Source organism: Roseococcus microcysteis (assembly GCF_014764365.1).
Taxonomy (GTDB): Bacteria; Pseudomonadota; Alphaproteobacteria; order Acetobacterales; family Acetobacteraceae; genus Roseococcus; species Roseococcus microcysteis.
Map to the genome: position 1 here is coordinate 3,108,200 of NZ_CP061718.1, position 16,069 is coordinate 3,124,268.

Annotated in this window: 12 protein-coding genes and 1 pseudogene; 3 read left to right on the top strand and 10 right to left on the bottom strand. The window is 71.8% G+C overall.

Translation table 11 applies throughout. From position 1 onward, the window contains the following. Positions 1 to 161: 161 nt before the first annotated feature. From ICW72_RS14955 to mltG, 3 genes are all read left to right on the top strand, one after another. Complete coding sequence (locus tag ICW72_RS14955) at positions 162 to 404, top strand: acyl carrier protein (RefSeq protein ID WP_191083442.1); 243 nt, start codon at positions 162 to 164, stop codon at positions 402 to 404. 24 nt (positions 405 to 428) lie between these two features. Then, positions 429 to 1,712 carry a beta-ketoacyl-ACP synthase II gene (gene fabF / locus ICW72_RS14960; protein WP_223880617.1) on the top strand — a complete coding sequence of 428 codons (1,284 nt, stop codon included), beginning with the start codon at positions 429 to 431 and terminating at the stop codon, positions 1,710 to 1,712. A gap of 61 nt (positions 1,713 to 1,773) precedes the next feature. Beyond that, the gene (gene mltG / locus ICW72_RS14965; protein ID WP_191083444.1) at positions 1,774 to 2,742 is read left to right on the top strand and encodes an endolytic transglycosylase MltG; all 969 of its coding nucleotides are present in this window, start codon (positions 1,774 to 1,776) and stop codon (positions 2,740 to 2,742) included. A gap of 76 nt (positions 2,743 to 2,818) precedes the next feature. Here the strand turns inward: mltG and ICW72_RS14970 are convergent, their stop codons facing one another. From ICW72_RS14970 to ileS, 10 genes and pseudogenes are all read right to left on the bottom strand, one after another. After that, a complete protein-coding gene (locus tag ICW72_RS14970; RefSeq protein WP_408639212.1) occupies positions 2,819 to 3,301 on the bottom strand; it encodes a DUF4167 domain-containing protein in 483 nt (160 codons plus the stop codon). 147 nt (positions 3,302 to 3,448) lie between these two features. Continuing rightward, the gene (gene prmC, locus ICW72_RS14975; RefSeq protein ID WP_191083446.1) at positions 3,449 to 4,321 is read right to left on the bottom strand and encodes a peptide chain release factor N(5)-glutamine methyltransferase; all 873 of its coding nucleotides are present in this window, start codon (positions 4,319 to 4,321) and stop codon (positions 3,449 to 3,451) included. Continuing rightward, the gene (gene prfA / locus ICW72_RS14980; protein WP_191083447.1) at positions 4,321 to 5,373 is read right to left on the bottom strand and encodes a peptide chain release factor 1; all 1,053 of its coding nucleotides are present in this window, start codon (positions 5,371 to 5,373) and stop codon (positions 4,321 to 4,323) included. Before prfA ends, prmC begins: the two co-directional genes overlap by 1 nt. Positions 5,374 to 5,427: 54 nt before the next feature. Continuing rightward, positions 5,428 to 6,090, bottom strand: a complete 663-nt coding sequence (locus ICW72_RS14985; RefSeq protein ID WP_191083448.1) for a histidine phosphatase family protein — start codon at positions 6,088 to 6,090, stop codon at positions 5,428 to 5,430. A gap of 17 nt (positions 6,091 to 6,107) precedes the next feature. Beyond that, a complete protein-coding gene (gene mutL / locus ICW72_RS14990; RefSeq protein ID WP_191083449.1) occupies positions 6,108 to 7,802 on the bottom strand; it encodes a DNA mismatch repair endonuclease MutL in 1,695 nt (564 codons plus the stop codon). After that, positions 7,799 to 9,420: pseudogene (pgi, locus tag ICW72_RS21360) on the bottom strand (glucose-6-phosphate isomerase). The gene mutL and the pseudogene pgi overlap by 4 nt, the downstream one beginning before the upstream one ends. Positions 9,421 to 9,456: 36 nt before the next feature. Then, positions 9,457 to 10,737, bottom strand: a complete 1,281-nt coding sequence (locus ICW72_RS15000; protein ID WP_191083450.1) for a M16 family metallopeptidase — start codon at positions 10,735 to 10,737, stop codon at positions 9,457 to 9,459. Further along, the gene (locus ICW72_RS15005; protein WP_223880618.1) at positions 10,737 to 12,785 is read right to left on the bottom strand and encodes a DUF3035 domain-containing protein; all 2,049 of its coding nucleotides are present in this window, start codon (positions 12,783 to 12,785) and stop codon (positions 10,737 to 10,739) included. Before ICW72_RS15005 ends, ICW72_RS15000 begins: the two co-directional genes overlap by 1 nt. Next, positions 12,782 to 13,285, bottom strand: coding sequence for a signal peptidase II (gene lspA, locus ICW72_RS15015; protein ID WP_223880619.1), 504 nt, complete (start codon positions 13,283 to 13,285; stop codon positions 12,782 to 12,784). Before lspA ends, ICW72_RS15005 begins: the two co-directional genes overlap by 4 nt. Beyond that, positions 13,282 to 15,993, bottom strand: a complete 2,712-nt coding sequence (ileS, locus tag ICW72_RS15020; RefSeq protein WP_223880620.1) for an isoleucine--tRNA ligase — start codon at positions 15,991 to 15,993, stop codon at positions 13,282 to 13,284. The genes lspA and ileS overlap by 4 nt, the downstream gene beginning before the upstream one ends. Positions 15,994 to 16,069 lie beyond the last annotated feature (76 nt).

Consider the following 16,069-nt stretch of genomic DNA (forward strand, 5'->3'; position numbering starts at 1 on the left):
CCGCTGCGCTGCTTCCCCCTGGTGAAAATGCCATATCCCAGGCTTGTCAGGGTCGCGTCAGCGGCCTAGTGGCCCGCATCCTTTCATGATAACCCGCCTGGGCAAGACTCGGGGGGAAGCCGGCCCGGATGTCGGGCCCGCGGCAGCAGGAGATTTTCGCGATGAGTGAGACCGCCGACAAGGTGAAGAAGATCGTGGTCGAGCATCTGGGCGTCGAAGAGGCCAAGGTGACCCCCGAAGCCTCCTTCATTGACGACCTGGGCGCGGACAGCCTCGACACGGTCGAGCTGGTGATGGCCTTCGAGGAAGCCTTCGGCGTGGAAATCCCCGACGACGCGGCCGAGAAGATCCAGACCGTCAAGGACGCGATCGAGTTCATCGAGAAGCAACAGGCCGCGGCCTGAGCTTTCTCCGCGGGGTTTCATAACGTGTTTGCGCCAGGATTCGCGCCGCGGCGCGTCGTTGTCACCGGCATGGGAATCACGGGCCCGCTCGGGCTCGGGGTGGAGCGCTTCTGGCGCCGGCTGGTCAATGGCGAAAGCGGCATCTCCGCCATCCAGTCCTTCGACGTGAAGGACCTGCCGGCCAAGATCGCGGGCCAGGTTCCCCCCGGAACCCGCGCCGAGGGCGGCCTGGACCTCAACGAATGGATCCCCGTCAAGGAACAGAAGAAGATGGGCCGCTTCATCCAGCTCGCCTGGGTGGCCGCGGCCGAGGCCATCGAGGACAGCGGATGGGCCCCCGAGGATGAAGCGGGTCGTTGCGCCACCGGCGTGATGATCGGCTCCGGCATCGGCGGCCTGGAAGTGATCCAGGAGGCGGGCGGCCTGGTCGCCGCCGGCAAGTCCCGGCGCCTCTCGCCCTTCTTCATTCCCTCCGCGCTGGTGAACCTCGCCTCCGGGCAGGTCTCCATCCGCTACGGTTTCAAGGGCCCGAACCATTCGGCCGTGACGGCCTGCGCCACGGGCGTGCACGCCATCGGTGACGCCGCGCGCCTCATCGCGCTGGGCGATGCCGATGTGATGGTGGCCGGCGGCGCCGAGGCCGCCATCTGCGAACTGGGCATCGGCGGCTTCTGCGCCGCGCGCGCCCTGTCCACCAGCTACAACGACACGCCGGCCGAGGCCTCCCGCCCCTGGGACAAGGGCCGCGACGGCTTCGTGATGGGTGAGGGTGCCGGCGTGGTCGTGCTCGAGGAATATGAGCACGCCAAGGCGCGCGGCGCGAAGATCTACGCCGAGGTCATCGGCTATGGGATGAGCGGCGACGCCTACCACATCACCTCCCCCACCGAGGATGGCGAGGGCGGCTACCGCGCCATGAAGGCGGCCCTGGCCTCGGCCGGGATTACGCCCGAGCAGGTGCAGTATGTGAACGCGCACGGCACCTCGACGCCGATGGGCGACGACATCGAGCTTTCGGCCGTGGAGCGCCTCTGGGGCGACGCGGCCAAGGGCCTCGCCATGTCCTCGACCAAGTCGGCCACGGGGCATCTGCTGGGTGCGGCCGGCGCGGTGGAGGCGATCTTCTCCATCCTCGCCATCCGCGACAACGTGGCCCCGCCCACGCTGAATCTGGAAGAGCCTTCGCGCCCGTCGCCGATCGATCGGGTGGCCAAGACCGCGCAGGAACGCAAGATCGAGGTGGCGCTGTCCAACAGCTTCGGCTTTGGCGGCACCAACGCCTCGGTGGTGTTCCGGGCGGCGCCTTGACGCGGGCTTCCGGGCGCCCCTCGCGGCGGCGCCCGGGCTCTTTCCTGCCGGTCAACTTCTGATGTTGCGCGTGCTGCGCCTGCTGGGGTCGCTTGTGCTCGCGCTGGCCGTGCTGGCCGGCATCCTGGCCTTCATGGCCTGGCGCGAAGTGGATGCGCCCGGCCCCCTGGCCGAGCCCGCCCAGGTGGTGATCCCGCGCGGCGGCACGGGCGCCATCGCCGACACATTGGCCGAGCGTGGGGTGATTTCCGACCCCCGCCTCTTCACCGCCGCCGCCGTGCTGACCCGCAACGAAGGCCCGCTGCGCGCCGCCGAATTCGCCTTCCCCGCCCGCGCCTCCATCCGCCAGGTGCTGACGGTGCTGCGCGAGGGGAGGCCCGTGCAGCGCCGCCTGACCATTGCCGAGGGGCTGACGGCGCGGCAGATCACCCAACTCATTGACGACATGGAAGGCCTGACCGGCGAGACGCCCCCCATCGCGGAGGGCGCCCTGCTGCCGGAGACCTATGCCTTCACCCTGGGTGACAGCCGTGCCTCCATCGTGCGCCGCGCCACCGCGGCCATGGAGCAGGCGGTGGAGGAGGCCTGGGCCGCCCGCGCGCCCAATCTGCCGCTGGCCTCTCCGCGCGAGGCGGTGATCCTGGCCTCCATCATCGAGCGGGAGACGGGTGTGGCGGGGGAGCGTGGGCTGGTGGGCGGCGTCTTCATCAACCGGCTGCGGCGCGGGATGATGCTGCAATCGGACCCGACGGTGGCCTATGGGGCGGGGCAGGGCATGCCGCTGGACCGGGCGCTGACGCGGGCGGACCTGAACGAGGACCACCCCTTCAACACCTACCGCATCCGTGGCCTGCCGCCGGGGCCCATCGCCTCGCCGGGCCGCGAATCCCTGCGCGCCGCCACCCAGCCGGAGACCACGGACTACCTGTATTTCGTGGCGGATGGCACGGGCGGCCACGCCTTCGGCCGCACGCTGGAGGAACATAACCGGAATGTCGCGCGCTGGCGCGCGCTGCGCCGGGCGCAATAAGGTCGCGCTGGCGCGCGCTGCGCAGGGCGCAGTAACACCGCCGAAAAAGAAAAGGGGGCGCGAAGCCCCCCATCCCTCAGCCCGGCTGTTCTTCCTGCTGCTGCGGCGCGGCCCGGCGGGATTGCGGCATGGGCAGGGATTCCGCCTCGCCGGCCAGCTCGGCCTCCAGCGGGTGACTGCCGCCATTGGCGCCGTCCTGGGCCTCGCCCTCGCCCTCCTGCGGGGAGGAATCGGGGGCCTCGCGCTGGCGACGTTCCTGCGGCGGGGGCTGCTGCTGGGCCGCGGCCATGGCGCCCAGGATGCGGAAATAATGTTCCGCGTGCTGGAAATAGCCCTCGGCCGCCACCCGGTCGCCGGCGCTGGTCGCGTCCCGGCCGAGCTGGAGGTATTTCTCGAAGAGTTGCTGGGCGGTGCCGCGAAGCCGGACATCAGGCCCGCTGGAATCGAAGACGTGATTCCGATTGAGAGGCTGGTTTCCGCTATTGCCGCCGCCCGTGTGCCGGAACTGACCGCCACCGCCGCCGCCACCACCGCCGCCATGGCGATGGCCACGGCGCATGCGCTTCATGTTCATCCGCTGCTGTGCTTTTGCTGTCTCATGAAGGCGGGCCGGACGGGCCGGTCACGCCATTCGCTGCACTTCACCGAGGCCCCGCGGGCCCGAGCGTTGTTCACCGGCCTTCCGACCCCTGTGAACATTCCAACCTTAGCCCCTGTCCGCGTCGCCGCCAATGGCTTTCTGCCCGGATTCCAGAAGGATTGCGCGGGGAATGCCCGAAAGATCGGCGCGCAGCCCCGCAACCGACAGCCCGGCGGCCTGGGCCAAGGCCCCAACGGCTTCCGCCTGGCCCTGGCCAAGCTCCAGCACCGCCACCCCGCCGGGGGAAAGCAGGTGGGGCAGGGCGGTGGCGAGGGCCCGGTAGGCGTCCAGCCCATCCGCCCCGCCATCCAGCGCCGAGGCCGGTTCGTGCCGCGCCACCTCGGGCATCAGCGCCGGGATTTCGTCCGCGACGATGTAGGGCGGGTTGGACAGCACCAGGTCGAAGCGGGCGTTGAGCGCCGTGGCCCAATCCCCTGCCAAAAAGGCGGCGCGGTCCGAAAGCCCCAGCCGCGCCGCGTTGCGCGCGGCCAGCGCCGCCGCCTCGGGCTTCAGGTCCACGCCCACGCCGGTGGCCGCCGGGAATTCCGACAGCACGGCCAGCAGCAACGCCCCCGTGCCGGTCCCGAGGTCCAGCACCCGGCGCGGCGCCACGCCGCGCGCCAGCACGGCCTCCACCAAAGTCTCGGTGTCGGCGCGCGGGATCAGGGTGTGCGGGGCGACTTCCAGCTCCAGCGTCCAGAAGCCGGCGCGGCCGGTGATGAAGGCCAGCGGCTCCCGCGCCGCGCGGCGGGTCAGGGCCGCCTGGAAGCGGGCGGCGGTCTCCTGCGGCACTTCCGCATGCGGGTCGCGCAGCAGGGCCTCGGGCGTGGCGTCCAGCGCATGGGCCAGCAGCCAGCGCGCCTCCATGCGCGCATTCTCGATGCCCGCCGCGCGCAGCGCCGCCCCGCCCTGGCAGAGCAGGGCGCCCACGCTGGGCATCAGGCCTCCGCGGCCAGGCGCTGGGCTTCGTCCTCGCTGATGAGGGCGTCGAAGATGTCGTCGAACTCGCCCATCATCACCCGGTCCACCTTGTGCAGCGTCAGGCCGATGCGGTGATCCGTCACGCGGCCTTGCGGGAAATTGTAGGTGCGGATGCGCTCGCTGCGATCGCCGGTGCCGACCTGGCTGCGGCGGTCGGCGGCGCGGGCGGAATCCGCGGCCTGGCGCTGCGCGTCGAAGATGCGCGCGCGCAGCACCTTCATGGCCTTGGCGCGGTTCTTGTGCTGGGACTTCTCCTCCTGCATCGCGACCACGATGCCGGTGGGGAGGTGCGTGATGCGCACCGCGCTGTCCGTCTTGTTCACATGCTGCCCGCCGGCGCCGGAGGCGCGGTAGGTGTCAATCCGAAGGTCCTTGTCCTCGACCTTCACATCCACCTCCTCCGCCTCGGGCAGCACGGCCACGGTGATGGTGGAGGTGTGGATGCGCCCCTGGGTTTCGGTGGCGGGCACGCGCTGGACGCGGTGGACGCCGCTTTCGAACTTCAGGCGGGCGAAGACGCCCTTTCCCTCGATCTCGGCCGTGGCGCCCTTCACGCCGCCCAGCTCGTTCTCGTCATAATCCAGCACGGAGAAGCGCCAGCCGCGCCCCTCGGCGTATTTCTGGTAGGCGCGGAACAGCTCGCCGGCGAAAAGCCCCGCCTCGTCGCCGCCCGCGGCGGGGCGGATTTCCAGGATGGCGCTGCGCTCATCCGCCGCGTCCTTGGGCAGCAGCATCAGGCGGATTTCGCGTTCCAGCAAAGGCAGGCGGGCCTTGGCGTCGTGGAACTCGGCCTCGGCCAGCTCGCGCATCTCGGGGTCGGAGAGGAGGGCCTCGGCCTCGGCCTGGGCGTTTTCCAGGGCGCGGTATTGGGCCACCTTCTCGACCAGCGGCTCCAGCGTCGAAAGCTCCTTGGAGAGGGCGCCGAATTGCGAACCGTCGGCGGTCTCCAGCTCCGCGCGGAGTTCGGCGGCGCGCGTCATCAGGCGGTCGAGGCTTTCAGGGAGAGGCATGGCAGGGGCGATGCCCCACGCGGCGCGTCAGCGCAAGCCTCTCGCCGCGCGCCTTCAGCGCGACCCTGCGGCCGCGATGAGCTGCTCCGCCGTCACGAAGCCCAGGAATTCCCAATCCGCGCCGCGCGGGCGGAAGAGGCCCATGGAGCCCTCGGGAAATTCCGCCTGCGCGAGGCCGCGGCCCAGGATCATGCCCAGCGGCACGATATGCCCGACCATGACGCGGTTCCCGCCGGCCGTTTCATTCCGAACAGATTCACGCAGTGGCGGATTCCCGCCATGTGCGATCTGCCCTACCGGCTGCGCCAGCCGGCGCGAGACGGCCCGGGCATCCTCGCTGGCGCTGCCCGGGGTGTAGTCGTCGGCGATCAGGTCCCGCTCCACCCGCGCCTGGCCGAAGGCGAGTTCGGCCGTGTCGGCGGCGCGGAAGACCTCGCTGGTCAGCACCTCGGCGACGGGAATGCCCAGCGCGCGGAAGGCACGGCCCAAGGCGCGGGCCTGTTCGCGCCCGGCCTCGCTCAGGTTGCGCTGCCCCGCGCGGTCGCCGCGGCGGCCGGTGTCCACCTGGGTCCGGTCCGTGATGGCATGGCGGAGGTAGAGGTTCAGCCCGCCCGCGCGCAGCAGGGAAAGGGCCTGCCCGTCCGGCAGGAAGGCGGGCTGGGCGGCGGCGGGCGCGGCCAGCAGGGGCAGGGCAAGGAGGGCGCGGCGGTGCAACATGAGGTGGCAGATGGGCCTCACGCCCGCCCGAACAAGCGCGCCATCTCCCCCGCGCCCAGGCGCAGATAGGTGGGCCGGCCATGGCTGCAGGTGGCGGCGCGGGGCGTGCGCTCCATGGCGCGCAGCAGCGCGTCCATCTCGGCCGGCGTCAGGCGGCGCCCGGCGCGGACCGAGCCATGGCAGGCCAGCCGCGCCACGGCGGCATCGAGCCGCAAGGCGAGGGCCTGGCCCTCGCCGCCCTCGGCCAGTTCTTCCGCCAGGTCGCGCAGCATGGGCGCGGGGTCGGCGGTGCCGAGCAGGGCGGGCAGGGCGCGCACCAGCACCGCACCCTGGCCGAAGCCCTCCACCTCCAGCCCGAGGCGGGCGAGGTCGGGCGCCGCTTCCACCAGCCGCGCCGCACCCGGCAATTCCACCACGGCGGGGATCAGCAGGGGCTGGGACCGTACCCCGCCCTCCAGCAATTCGGCATTCAGCCGTTCATGGGTCAGCCGTTCATGCGCGGCGTGCTGGTCCACCAGGATCAGGGCGCCATCGGGCGCCTCGGCCAGGATGTAGGTGTCCATCACCTGCGCCACCGCCCGGCCGAGCGGGTGGTCCTGCGGCACGGGTTCGGGGGGCGCGGCCTCGACCGGCGCGGGCGGGGCGAAGGCGAGCGGCAGGCGGGCCTCCGCGAAGCCGGTCAGCGGCGGCGGGGGCGTGGAAAAGCGCAGGCCGGACGGACCCGCATAGCCGAGCGAGCCGCCCACCACCCCCTGGCCCAGGGCGCGCCGCAGCGCCGAGATCACCGCCCCCCGCACCCCGGCCGAATCGCGGAAGCGCAGTTCGGTCTTCATGGGGTGGACGTTCACATCCACCTCGGCGGGCGGCACCTCCAGGAAGAGGGCCGCCACCGGGTGCCGCCCCGGCGCGCTCACGTCGCGATAGGCGGCGCGCAGCGCCATGCGCAGCATGGGGTCCTTCACCGGGCGGCCATTCACCACGAAATGCTGCTCGGCCGAGGTGGCGCGGGTGAAGGCCGGCCCGCCCGCGAGGCCCGTGATGCCCGGCCCCTCCACCGGCCGCGCGGCCGCGGCGAATTCCGCGCCCAGCAGCGCCTCGATGCGCGCCTCGCGGCTGGCGGGCGAGAGGTTCAGCACGCGTCGCCCGTCCAGGCTGGCCTCGAAGCCCACCTGGGGCCAGGCCAGGGCCAGGCGCCGCAGCGCGTCCATGGCCGCCTCACCTTCGCTCCGGGCGGAGCGCAGGAATTTCCGCCGGGCGGGCGTGGCGAAGAAGAGGTCCGTCACCTCGACGCGCGTGCCCGGCGCGCCGGAGGCCGGCTGCACCAGCCCCTTGCGCCCGCCCTCCACGGTGATGCGGTGGGCGGCGCCGTCGCGGGGTGCGGTCGTGATGGACAGCCGCGCCACCGCGCCGATGGAGGGCAGCGCCTCCCCCCGGAAGCCCAGCGTGCCGATGGCGAACAGGGTCGCTTCCTCGGGCAGCTTGGAGGTGGCGTGGCGCTCCACACAGAGGTCCAGATCCTCGGGCGACATGCCATGCCCGTCATCCTCGACCAGCACGCGGCCGATGCCGCCTTCCTCCAGCTCCACGCGGATATGCCTGGCGCCGGCATCCAGCGCGTTCTCCACCAGCTCCTTCACCACGGCGGCGGGGCGCTCCACCACCTCGCCGGCGGCGATGCGGTTGGCGGTGGCGTCGGGGAGGAGGCGGATCATCCCCCGCGCAGCCGCAGCAATTCTGTCAGCAGCCCCGCCGTGCTGGAATCATGCGCGCCCACCTCGCCCGTTTCCAATTCGCGGACGATGGGGGTCGCCATCACCTTGCCCAGCTCCACCCCCCATTGGTCGAAGGGGTTGATGCCCCAGAGCGCGCCCAGCACGAAGACCTTGTGCTCATACAGCGCGATCAGCGCGCCCAGCGCCGCCTCGTCCATGCGCGGCATCAGGATGGTGTTGGAGGGCCGGTCGCCGCCGAAGACGCGGTGCGGCAGCAGGCGTGTGATCTCGGCCTCGGCCACGCCCGCGGCTTCCATCTCGGCCCGCACGGCCTCCGCGTCGCGGCCCATCAGCAGCGCCTCGGCCTGCGCCAATCCGTTGGCCAGCAGGATGTTGTGGTTGTCCGCATGGGTGTGGTCGGGGCGGGCCACCAGGATGAAGTCCACCGGCACGTGGCGCGGCCCCTGGTGCACCAGCTGCATGAAGCTGTGCTGGGCATTGGTGCCGGGCTCGCCGAAGACCACGGGGCCGGTGGCACGGGGCACGGGCGCGCCCTCCACGGTCACGCCCTTGCCGAGGCTTTCCATCTCCAACTGCTGCAGATGCGCCGGCAGGCGGCGCAGGCGTTCGTCATAGGGCAGCACGGCGCGGCGGTGCAGACCGAGGCCGTTCACATGCCAGGCCTCCACCAGCGCCAGCAGCACGGGCAGGTTGGATTCCAGCGGCGCGTCCAGGAAATGCCGGTCCATCGCCCGCGCGCCGGCCAGCAGCGCCGCGAAACGGTCCCAGCCCAGCGACAGCGCCAGCGACAGCCCGATGGCCGACCAGAGCGAGAACCGCCCCCCACCCAGTCCCGGAAGGGAAAGACCCGGTCCTCGCCGATGCCGAATTCCGCGGTGGCCTTCAGGTTGGTGGAGAGCGCCACGAAATGCGAGGCCGCGCCGTTGGGCCCCACGCTGGCTTCCATCCAGCGCTTCACCAGATGGGCGTTGGCCATGGTCTCCTGGGTGGTGAAGGTCTTGGAGGCCACCAACACCAGGGTCCGCCGCGCATCGAGCTGCGGCAGCACCGTCTCCCATCCATGCCCGTCCACATTGCCGAGATGGATGGGCCGCATCGGGTCACCCGCCCGCCACAGGGCGCGGCCCACCATGACCGGCCCCAGGTCGCTGCCGCCGATGCCGATGTTCAGCACCGTGTCGAAGCGCTGGTTGGTGGCGCCGCGGATCTCGCCGCGGTGGATGGCGGTGGTGAAGGCCTCCATGCGGGCCAGCACCTCGGCGGCTTCCCGGTGGGCCTCGCCGCCCGCGCCGGGCAAATCCCCGCGCAGCGCCATGTGCAGGGCGGCGCGGCGCTCCGTGCTGTTCACCACCTCGCCGCGCGCCATGGCGTCCCGTTGGCCAGCCACATCGGCCGCGCGGGCGAGATCCAGCAGCGCCGCCAGCACCTGGTCCGAGACCGAGGTCTTGGAGATGTCCAGCAGCAGCCCGCCGCCCTTGTGGTGGAAGCGGGCGAAGCGGTCCGGATCGGCCGCGAAGAGCGGGCGGATGCGGGCCGCCCCGGGCGACGCCGCCAATGCCTCGACCTTCGCCCATGCCGCTGACATCGCTGCCGCCATCCTGGCCTCTCCTGAAAACCTTTGCCGGACGGAAGGTTACAGCCCTTGCGGCTGCCCCGCCACTGCAAGGGCCAGGGTGTTCGCGCGCAGGAAGCGCCGCCCCGCGCGCATCACATCCTCGCGGGTCAGCGCCGCCAGCCGCGCCGGCCGCCCGGCCAGCCATTCCGGCGTGCGGCCCGTCTGGCGCAGCCCCAGCAGCAGCGAGGCGCTGCGCCGGCTGTCGGTGAACTGTAAGGGCAGCGAGCCGGCCAGGAAGGCCACCGCGTCGCGCAGCTCCTCCTCCGTGGGGCCGTCCTGCGCCATCTCGGCCCAGCCCTCGCGCACCAGGCGCCAGACCTCGCTGGCCCGGGCGTTCTCGGTGGAGACGACGCCCTGCACCAGCGCCTGGCCGAAGGCGACGGACAGGCCGGCACCAATGCCATAGGTCAGCCCGCGCTGCTCGCGGATGGTCCGCATCAGGCGCGAACTGAAGCCACCACCGGCCAGGATGCGCAGCGCCACCTGGCTCGCCTCCCAATCCGGGTCGGTGGGCGGCAGGGCGTCCTGGCCGAAGACCATGTGGGATTGCGGGCCCGGCATGGGGCGCAGCACCTTGCCGAACATCTCCATGGGGCCGGGCGGGGTCAGCTCGGGCGGGGTGCCGGCCGGCAGGGCGCCGAACAGCTCACCCAACACGGCGCGCAGCCCGGCCGCGTCCAGCGCGCCGGCGGCCACCACCTGCACGCCGCCGCGATGGAGCTGGGCTTCCAGCGCGGTGCGGATGTCGCCGGTGGTGATGGTCTCGATGGTCTCGGGGGTCGCGGCCCGGCCCAGGCTGGAGCGGGGGAAGGCGGCCTCCCAGAAGGCGCGGCGGGCCACGGCGCCGGGGCTTTCCGTCTGCTGCCGCGCGGCCAGCAGGGCGCGGGCGCGCACCCGGGCCACGGCGTCCTCGTCCAGCCTGGGCGAGGTCATGGCCAGCCGCGCCAGCGGCACGGCCTGCGGCAGCGCGTCGGTCAGCGTGCGGAAGCTGCCCTCGAAGACATCGGCCCGGGCGGAGAAGCCGAGGCCGATCCCCTCATCGGACAGCGCATCGGAGAAATCCGTGGCGCGCAGGTCGCCCGCGCCCTCGGTGAGCAAGGAGGCCGCCATGCCGGCCAGCCCCTCGCGCCCCTCGGGCTCCAGCGCCTGCCCGCCGGCCCAGGACCAGGCGACGGAGACGACGGGCACCGAATGGTCCTCGACGAGCCAGGCGGTGACGCCGCCTGCCTCGATGATCTGGATGGGCACGGAGAAGCCGCGCCGCGCCGGCAGCGTCACGCCGAACTGGGTCTCGGACATCAGGCGTCTCCGGGCAGCAGCCAGCCGGCCATGTTGGCGCCCGGCGCGCCAAGGACCTGGCGCGCGGCGGCATTGACCTGTTCGAGGGTGACGGAGGCGAGGCGCTGCGGCCAGAACTCCACGGCGTCCAGCGGCAGGCCGATGGACAGAGCGCCGCCCAGCATGCGGGGTGCGGCGCCCAGCCCGTCCAGCGCCAGCAGGGCGCCGGCCGTCTCCTGGCGGATGGAGCGGCGCAGTTCCGCCTCCGTCGCGCCCGAGTCGAGCAGCTCGGACAGCACGGTGTTCAACGCCTGCTCGATCCGCTCGGGCGAGACGCCCGGGCGGGGCGTGGCGTAGAGGAAGAAGCTTCCCACCCCCAGCACCTGCCCCGAATAGGAAGCTCCGGCGCCGACGGCCAGCCCTTCCTCCACCAGCGCCTTGTGGATGCGCGAGCCCGCGCCCCCGCCCAGCAGATGCGCCAGCACGTCCAGCGCGTCATGCCGCGACCGGTCGCCCCAGGTGGCGGAGGGGGCGGCGAAGGCGCGCAGGAAGGAGGGTTCGCGCACGCCCGGGTCGCGGCGGATGAGCCGCGCCTCGCCGGCCGCCGCGGGCGGGGCCGCGCGGTCGCGCGTCACCTCGGGGCGGGAGGGGACGGGGCCGTAGAATTCCTCGGCCCAGCGGCGCAGATCGGCCTCGCGCACATCGCCCGCCACCACCAGCGTGCAGTTGGAGGGGGCGTAGAAGCGGGCGTGGAAATCAATCATGTCCTGCCGGGTGATGGCGCGGATTTCATCTTCCCAGCCGATGATGGGGCGGCCGCGCCAATGCTGCGGGCCCCACATGATGGCGTCGAATTCCTCGCGGAAGCGGCTGCGCGGGTTGGATTCCACCACCTGGCGCCGTTCCTCCAGCACCACCGCGCGCTCGGCCTCGTATTCGTCGGGCGGCATGAGGGGGGCGGCCAGGCGGTCCGCCTCCAGGCGCATCATCAACGGCAGGCGCGAGGCCTCGACCGTCTGGAAATAGGCCGTCATGTCGCGGCTGGTGAAGGCATTGTCCTGCCCGCCCTCGCGCGCCACCACGCGGCTGAAGGCGCCGGAGGGCACGTTGGGGCTGCCCTTGAACATCATGTGCTCAAGGTAGTGGGCGATGCCGGACTTGCCCGCCGGGTCCTCGCCCGAGCCCGCGGCCACATAGAGGTAATGGGCGGCCACGGGCGCGCGGCGGTTCTCGGCCAGGACCACGCGCAGCCCGTTGTCGAGCGTCCAGCTCACGGCGCCGAAGAGCGGCTGGTCCGGCCCGCGGCGGGCGGTGCGGAGCGGGGGGGTGGCCGCCTGCGCCAGTCCCTCGCGCGGGGTGGCGAGGGCGGGCAGGGCCAGGCTGGCGGCGGCGCCCTTCAGCGCGGTGCGGCGGGTCAATGCGATCATCCGCCGCATGTGGGGAGGCGGGGGCGGCTTCGCCAGAATGCCGCCACGCTTCCCATGGCCAGGATCACCAGAAGCGCAGGCGATCCAGGCTGAGGCTTTCCAGCACCCCGCGTCGCTCGGGCTGGATGATGGGCGTCTCGCCCTCCGCCACCGGGCGGCCCAGGGCGGCGTTCTCGCGCAGGCGCTGGGCCTCGCGGTTCGGGTCCACCGGCACGCCGGGGGCGGCGGGTCGCGCCAGAACAGGGCGCGGTCCACCAGCGTCCGGTTTACATTCTCCGTCCGGGTGGCTTCCTGGTCGAGGGTGGAGCGGATGTCCTGCGGCACGGGGGTGCCGGTCTGGGCCAGCAGGGCGGCCTCGCCCGGGGTGGGGGCGGCGGGGCGGCCGGGCACGCCGCCGGTCAGCAGCGCCTCGGCCTGTTCGCGCGCGGCGCGTTCCTGCGGGCGGGTGCTGCCCGGGCGCGGCGGCGGCAGCTGCCCCAGCGAGGGCGGCATGGAGAGCGGCGCGCGCGTCATCACCTGGAATTCATCCGGCGCGTCGCGCGTCAGGCCGAGCGTGCGGGCGGTGTCCTGGCCGCAGCCGGCCAGGAGGCCCGCTGCGAGCACGGCGCCCAGCAGGGGGCGATATTGAGAGGCAAGCTTCATGACGCTTCCTTGCGCTTGCTTTCCGGCCGGATCAAGGCGTCCCCCACCAGGGCGACGACCCCGCACACGATGGCCGCGTCCGCGACGTTGAACACATACCAGTGCCAGCCCCAGGCGTGAACGTCCACGAAGTCCACCACCGCGCCAAATCGCAGCCGGTCAATGACATTGCCAATGGCCCCGCCGATGACGGCGCCGAGTGCCAGCGCCACCCACCGCGTGTCGGCGCGGCTGAGCCAGCGCAGCAGGAACCCCGCGACCACCAGGGCGATGACGGCCAGGATGACGTGGTTCCACGGCCCGTCACCCGAGAACAACCCGAAGGTGACCCCCCGGTTCCAGACCATGGTGAGGTCCAGCCCCACCGGGCCCAGTGCCAGCAGCGGGATGTGCTGGCGCAGCGGCAGTTCCACCACCTCCAGGATCCACCACTTGCTGGCCTGGTCGGCCAGCAGCAGCAGGGCGGCGAAGACGAGGCCGGTGCGGAGGGGGTTCGTCACGACCCGACCACGGCCTCGCAGCGGCGGCAGAGGGTGGGGTGGGCGGCGGATTGGCCGACCTCTTCCAGCACCTTCCAGCAGCGGTCGCATTTGTGGCCGGGGGCCAGCGCCACGTCGAGGCTGGTCTCCGCCCCCTCCGCCAGCGTGACCTTCGAGACGATGAGCGTCTCCGCCCAGGTCGCGGCGTCCAGCGTGGCGGCCGCGTCGGCCGGCGCCAGGGTCAGGGTGACGGCGGCCTGGAGCGAGGAGCCGAAGGTGCCATCGCGCCGATGGTCCTCCAGGCTGCCCGTGACGAGCTTCCGCAGGCGGCGGATATCGGCCCATTTCGCCGCCAGCGCGTCATCCCGCCAATTCTCGGGCAGTTCGGGGAAAAGCTGGAGATGCACGCTGCCGGCTTCCTCGCCGAAGCGGGCCGTCCAGGCTTCCTCCGCCGTGAAGACCAGCACGGGCGCCAGCCAGGCGCAGAGGCAGCGGTGCAGGCTGTCCAGCACCGTGCGCGCGCTGCGGCGGCGGAGACTGTCCTTGGCGTCGCAGTAGAGGCTGTCCTTGCGGATGTCGAAATAGAAGGCGCTGAGGTCCGTCGCGCAGAAATTGTGGATGTCCGGCAGCACGCCGTTCCAGTCATGCGTGGCCACGGCGCGGCGCACGCGCGCATCCAGCTCCGTCAGCCGGTGCAGCACCCAGCGTTCGAGTTCCGGCATCTCGGCCACCGGCACGCGCTCCGTGCCGTCGAAGCCGGCGAGGTTGCCCAGCAGCCAGCGCAGCGTGTTGCGGATGCGGCGATAGAGTTCCGCCTGCTGCTCCAGGATGTTCTTGCCGATGCGCAGGTCCTCGGCCGTGTCGGAATTCATCACCCACAGGCGCAGGATGTCGGCGCCGTATTTGGCGATGACCTCCTGCGGCGCGGTGACGTTGCCGAGCGACTTGGACATCTTCCGCCCGCTCTCATCCAGCACGAAGCCATGCGTCAGCACGGCCTTGAAGGGCGCCACCCCGCGCGTGCCCACGGATTCGAGCAGCGAGGACTGGAACCAGCCGCGATGCTGGTCGCTGCCTTCCAGGTAGAGATCGGCCGGGAAGGGCAGGTTTCGCGGGGGCAGGACGAAGGCGTGGGTGGAGCCGGATTCGAACCAGACATCCACGATGTCCATGACCTGTTCGTAGTCGTCCGGGTTGCGCGTGGGTCCCAGGAAGCGCGCGGCGGCGCCGGGCTGGTACCACGCATCGGCGCCCTCCTCGCGGAAGGCGTCCACGATGGACTGCATCACGGCAGGGTCGCGCAGCACCTCGCCCGTGCGCTTCTCGACGAAGACGGCGATGGGCACGCCCCAGGCGCGCTGGCGGCTGATGCACCAGTCGGGCCGCGAGGCCACCATGCCGCCGATGCGGTTGCGGCCGACATCGGGGATGAAGGTGGTGGCGGCGATGGCGTCCAGCGACTTTTGCCGGATGGCATTGCTGTCATCCATCGCGATGAACCATTGCGGCGTCGCGCGGAAGATGACGGGCTTCTTGGAGCGCCAGCTGTGCGGATAGCTGTGCGTCAGCTTGCCCTTGGCGACGAGGGTGCCGGCGGCTTCGCAGGCGGCATAGACGGCGTCATGCGCCTTGAAGACGTGCAGGCCTTCGAAGCCCGGCGCGTGGTGGGTGAAGGTGCCGTCATCATTCACCGTCTCGGGCACCGGCAGGCCATGGGCGCGGCCGAGGTTGAAGTCGTCCTCGCCATGGCCGGGGGCAATGTGGACGAAGCCCGTGCCGGCCTCGGTGGTGACGAAGTCGCCGGGCAGGAGGGGCACGTCGAAGTCGTATCCGGCCCCACGCAGCGGGTGGGCGGCGATGGCGCCGGCCAGTTCCACGCCCTTCAACACGCGGTGCAAGCTGTGCGCCCCAAGCCCCGCATCCTCGGCGAATTTCGGCAGCAGGGGCAGGGCGACCAGCAGCGTCTCGCCGACGCGCAGATGGCTGCCCTCGGCCACGCCCTCCACATGCACCAGCGCGTAATCAATCTCAGGCCCATAGGCCACGGCGCGGTTGCCGGGGATGGTCCAGGGCGTGGTGGTCCAGATCACCACCGAGGCGCCGGCCTCCGGCCCGCTCACGATCGGGAAGCGCGCCCACAGCGTCGGGCTCACATGGTCGTGATACTCGATCTCCGCCTCGGCCAGCGCCGTCTTTTCCACCGGACTCCACATCACCGGCCGCAGCCCGCGATAGAGCGAGCCATTCATCAGGAACCGCCCGATCTCCTCGACGATCACGCTCTCGGACGGAAAATCCATCGTCGCATAGCGGTTCGCCCAATCGCCAGCCACGCCGAGGCGCGAAAACTCCTCGCGCTGCACCTCCAGCCAATGCGCGGCATAGGCGCGGCATTCGGCGCGGAACTCCAGAACGGGCACCTCGTCCTTGTTCTTCTTCTTCGCGCGATATTCCTCCTCGACCTTCCACTCGATGGGCAGGCCGTGGCAGTCCCAGCCGGGCACGTAGTCGGCGTCATAGCCCGACATCTGCGCCGCGCGGTTGATGACGTCCTTCAAAATCTTGTTCAGCGCGTGCCCGATGTGCAGCGGGCCGTTGGCGTAGGGCGGGCCGTCATGCAGCACGAATTTCGGCCGCGCGGCCGAGGCGTCCCGCAGCTTCCGCCAGAGGTCCTGCTGCGCCCAGCGGGCCAGCATGGCGGGCTCGCGCTTGGGCAGGTCGCCCTTCATGGGGAATTGGGTCTGCGGCAGGAAGACCGTCTGCCGGTAGTCGCGCGGGGAGGGGCGTCGTTCATGGAATGTCTCA

What these genes read in the sequence shown, in the direction of transcription:
- ICW72_RS14955 (WP_191083442.1), top strand. Translation starts at nt 162, where the DNA reads ATGAGTGAGACCGCCGACAAGGTGAAGAAGATCGTGGTCGAGCATCTG.
- mltG (WP_191083444.1), top strand. Translation starts at nt 1,774, where the DNA reads ATGTTGCGCGTGCTGCGCCTGCTGGGGTCGCTTGTGCTCGCGCTGGCC.
- ICW72_RS14970 (WP_408639212.1), bottom strand. Translation starts at nt 3,301, where the DNA reads ATGCGCCGTGGCCATCGCCATGGCGGCGGTGGTGGCGGCGGCGGTGGC.
- prmC (WP_191083446.1), bottom strand. Translation starts at nt 4,321, where the DNA reads ATGCCCAGCGTGGGCGCCCTGCTCTGCCAGGGCGGGGCGGCGCTGCGC.
- prfA (WP_191083447.1), bottom strand. Translation starts at nt 5,373, where the DNA reads ATGCCTCTCCCTGAAAGCCTCGACCGCCTGATGACGCGCGCCGCCGAA.
- ICW72_RS14985 (WP_191083448.1), bottom strand. Translation starts at nt 6,090, where the DNA reads ATGTTGCACCGCCGCGCCCTCCTTGCCCTGCCCCTGCTGGCCGCGCCC.
- mutL (WP_191083449.1), bottom strand. Translation starts at nt 7,802, where the DNA reads ATGATCCGCCTCCTCCCCGACGCCACCGCCAACCGCATCGCCGCCGGC.
- ICW72_RS15000 (WP_191083450.1), bottom strand. Translation starts at nt 10,737, where the DNA reads ATGTCCGAGACCCAGTTCGGCGTGACGCTGCCGGCGCGGCGCGGCTTC.
- ICW72_RS15005 (WP_223880618.1), bottom strand. Translation starts at nt 12,785, where the DNA reads ATGAAGCTTGCCTCTCAATATCGCCCCCTGCTGGGCGCCGTGCTCGCA.
- ileS (WP_223880620.1), bottom strand. Translation starts at nt 15,993, where the DNA reads ATGAAGGGCGACCTGCCCAAGCGCGAGCCCGCCATGCTGGCCCGCTGG.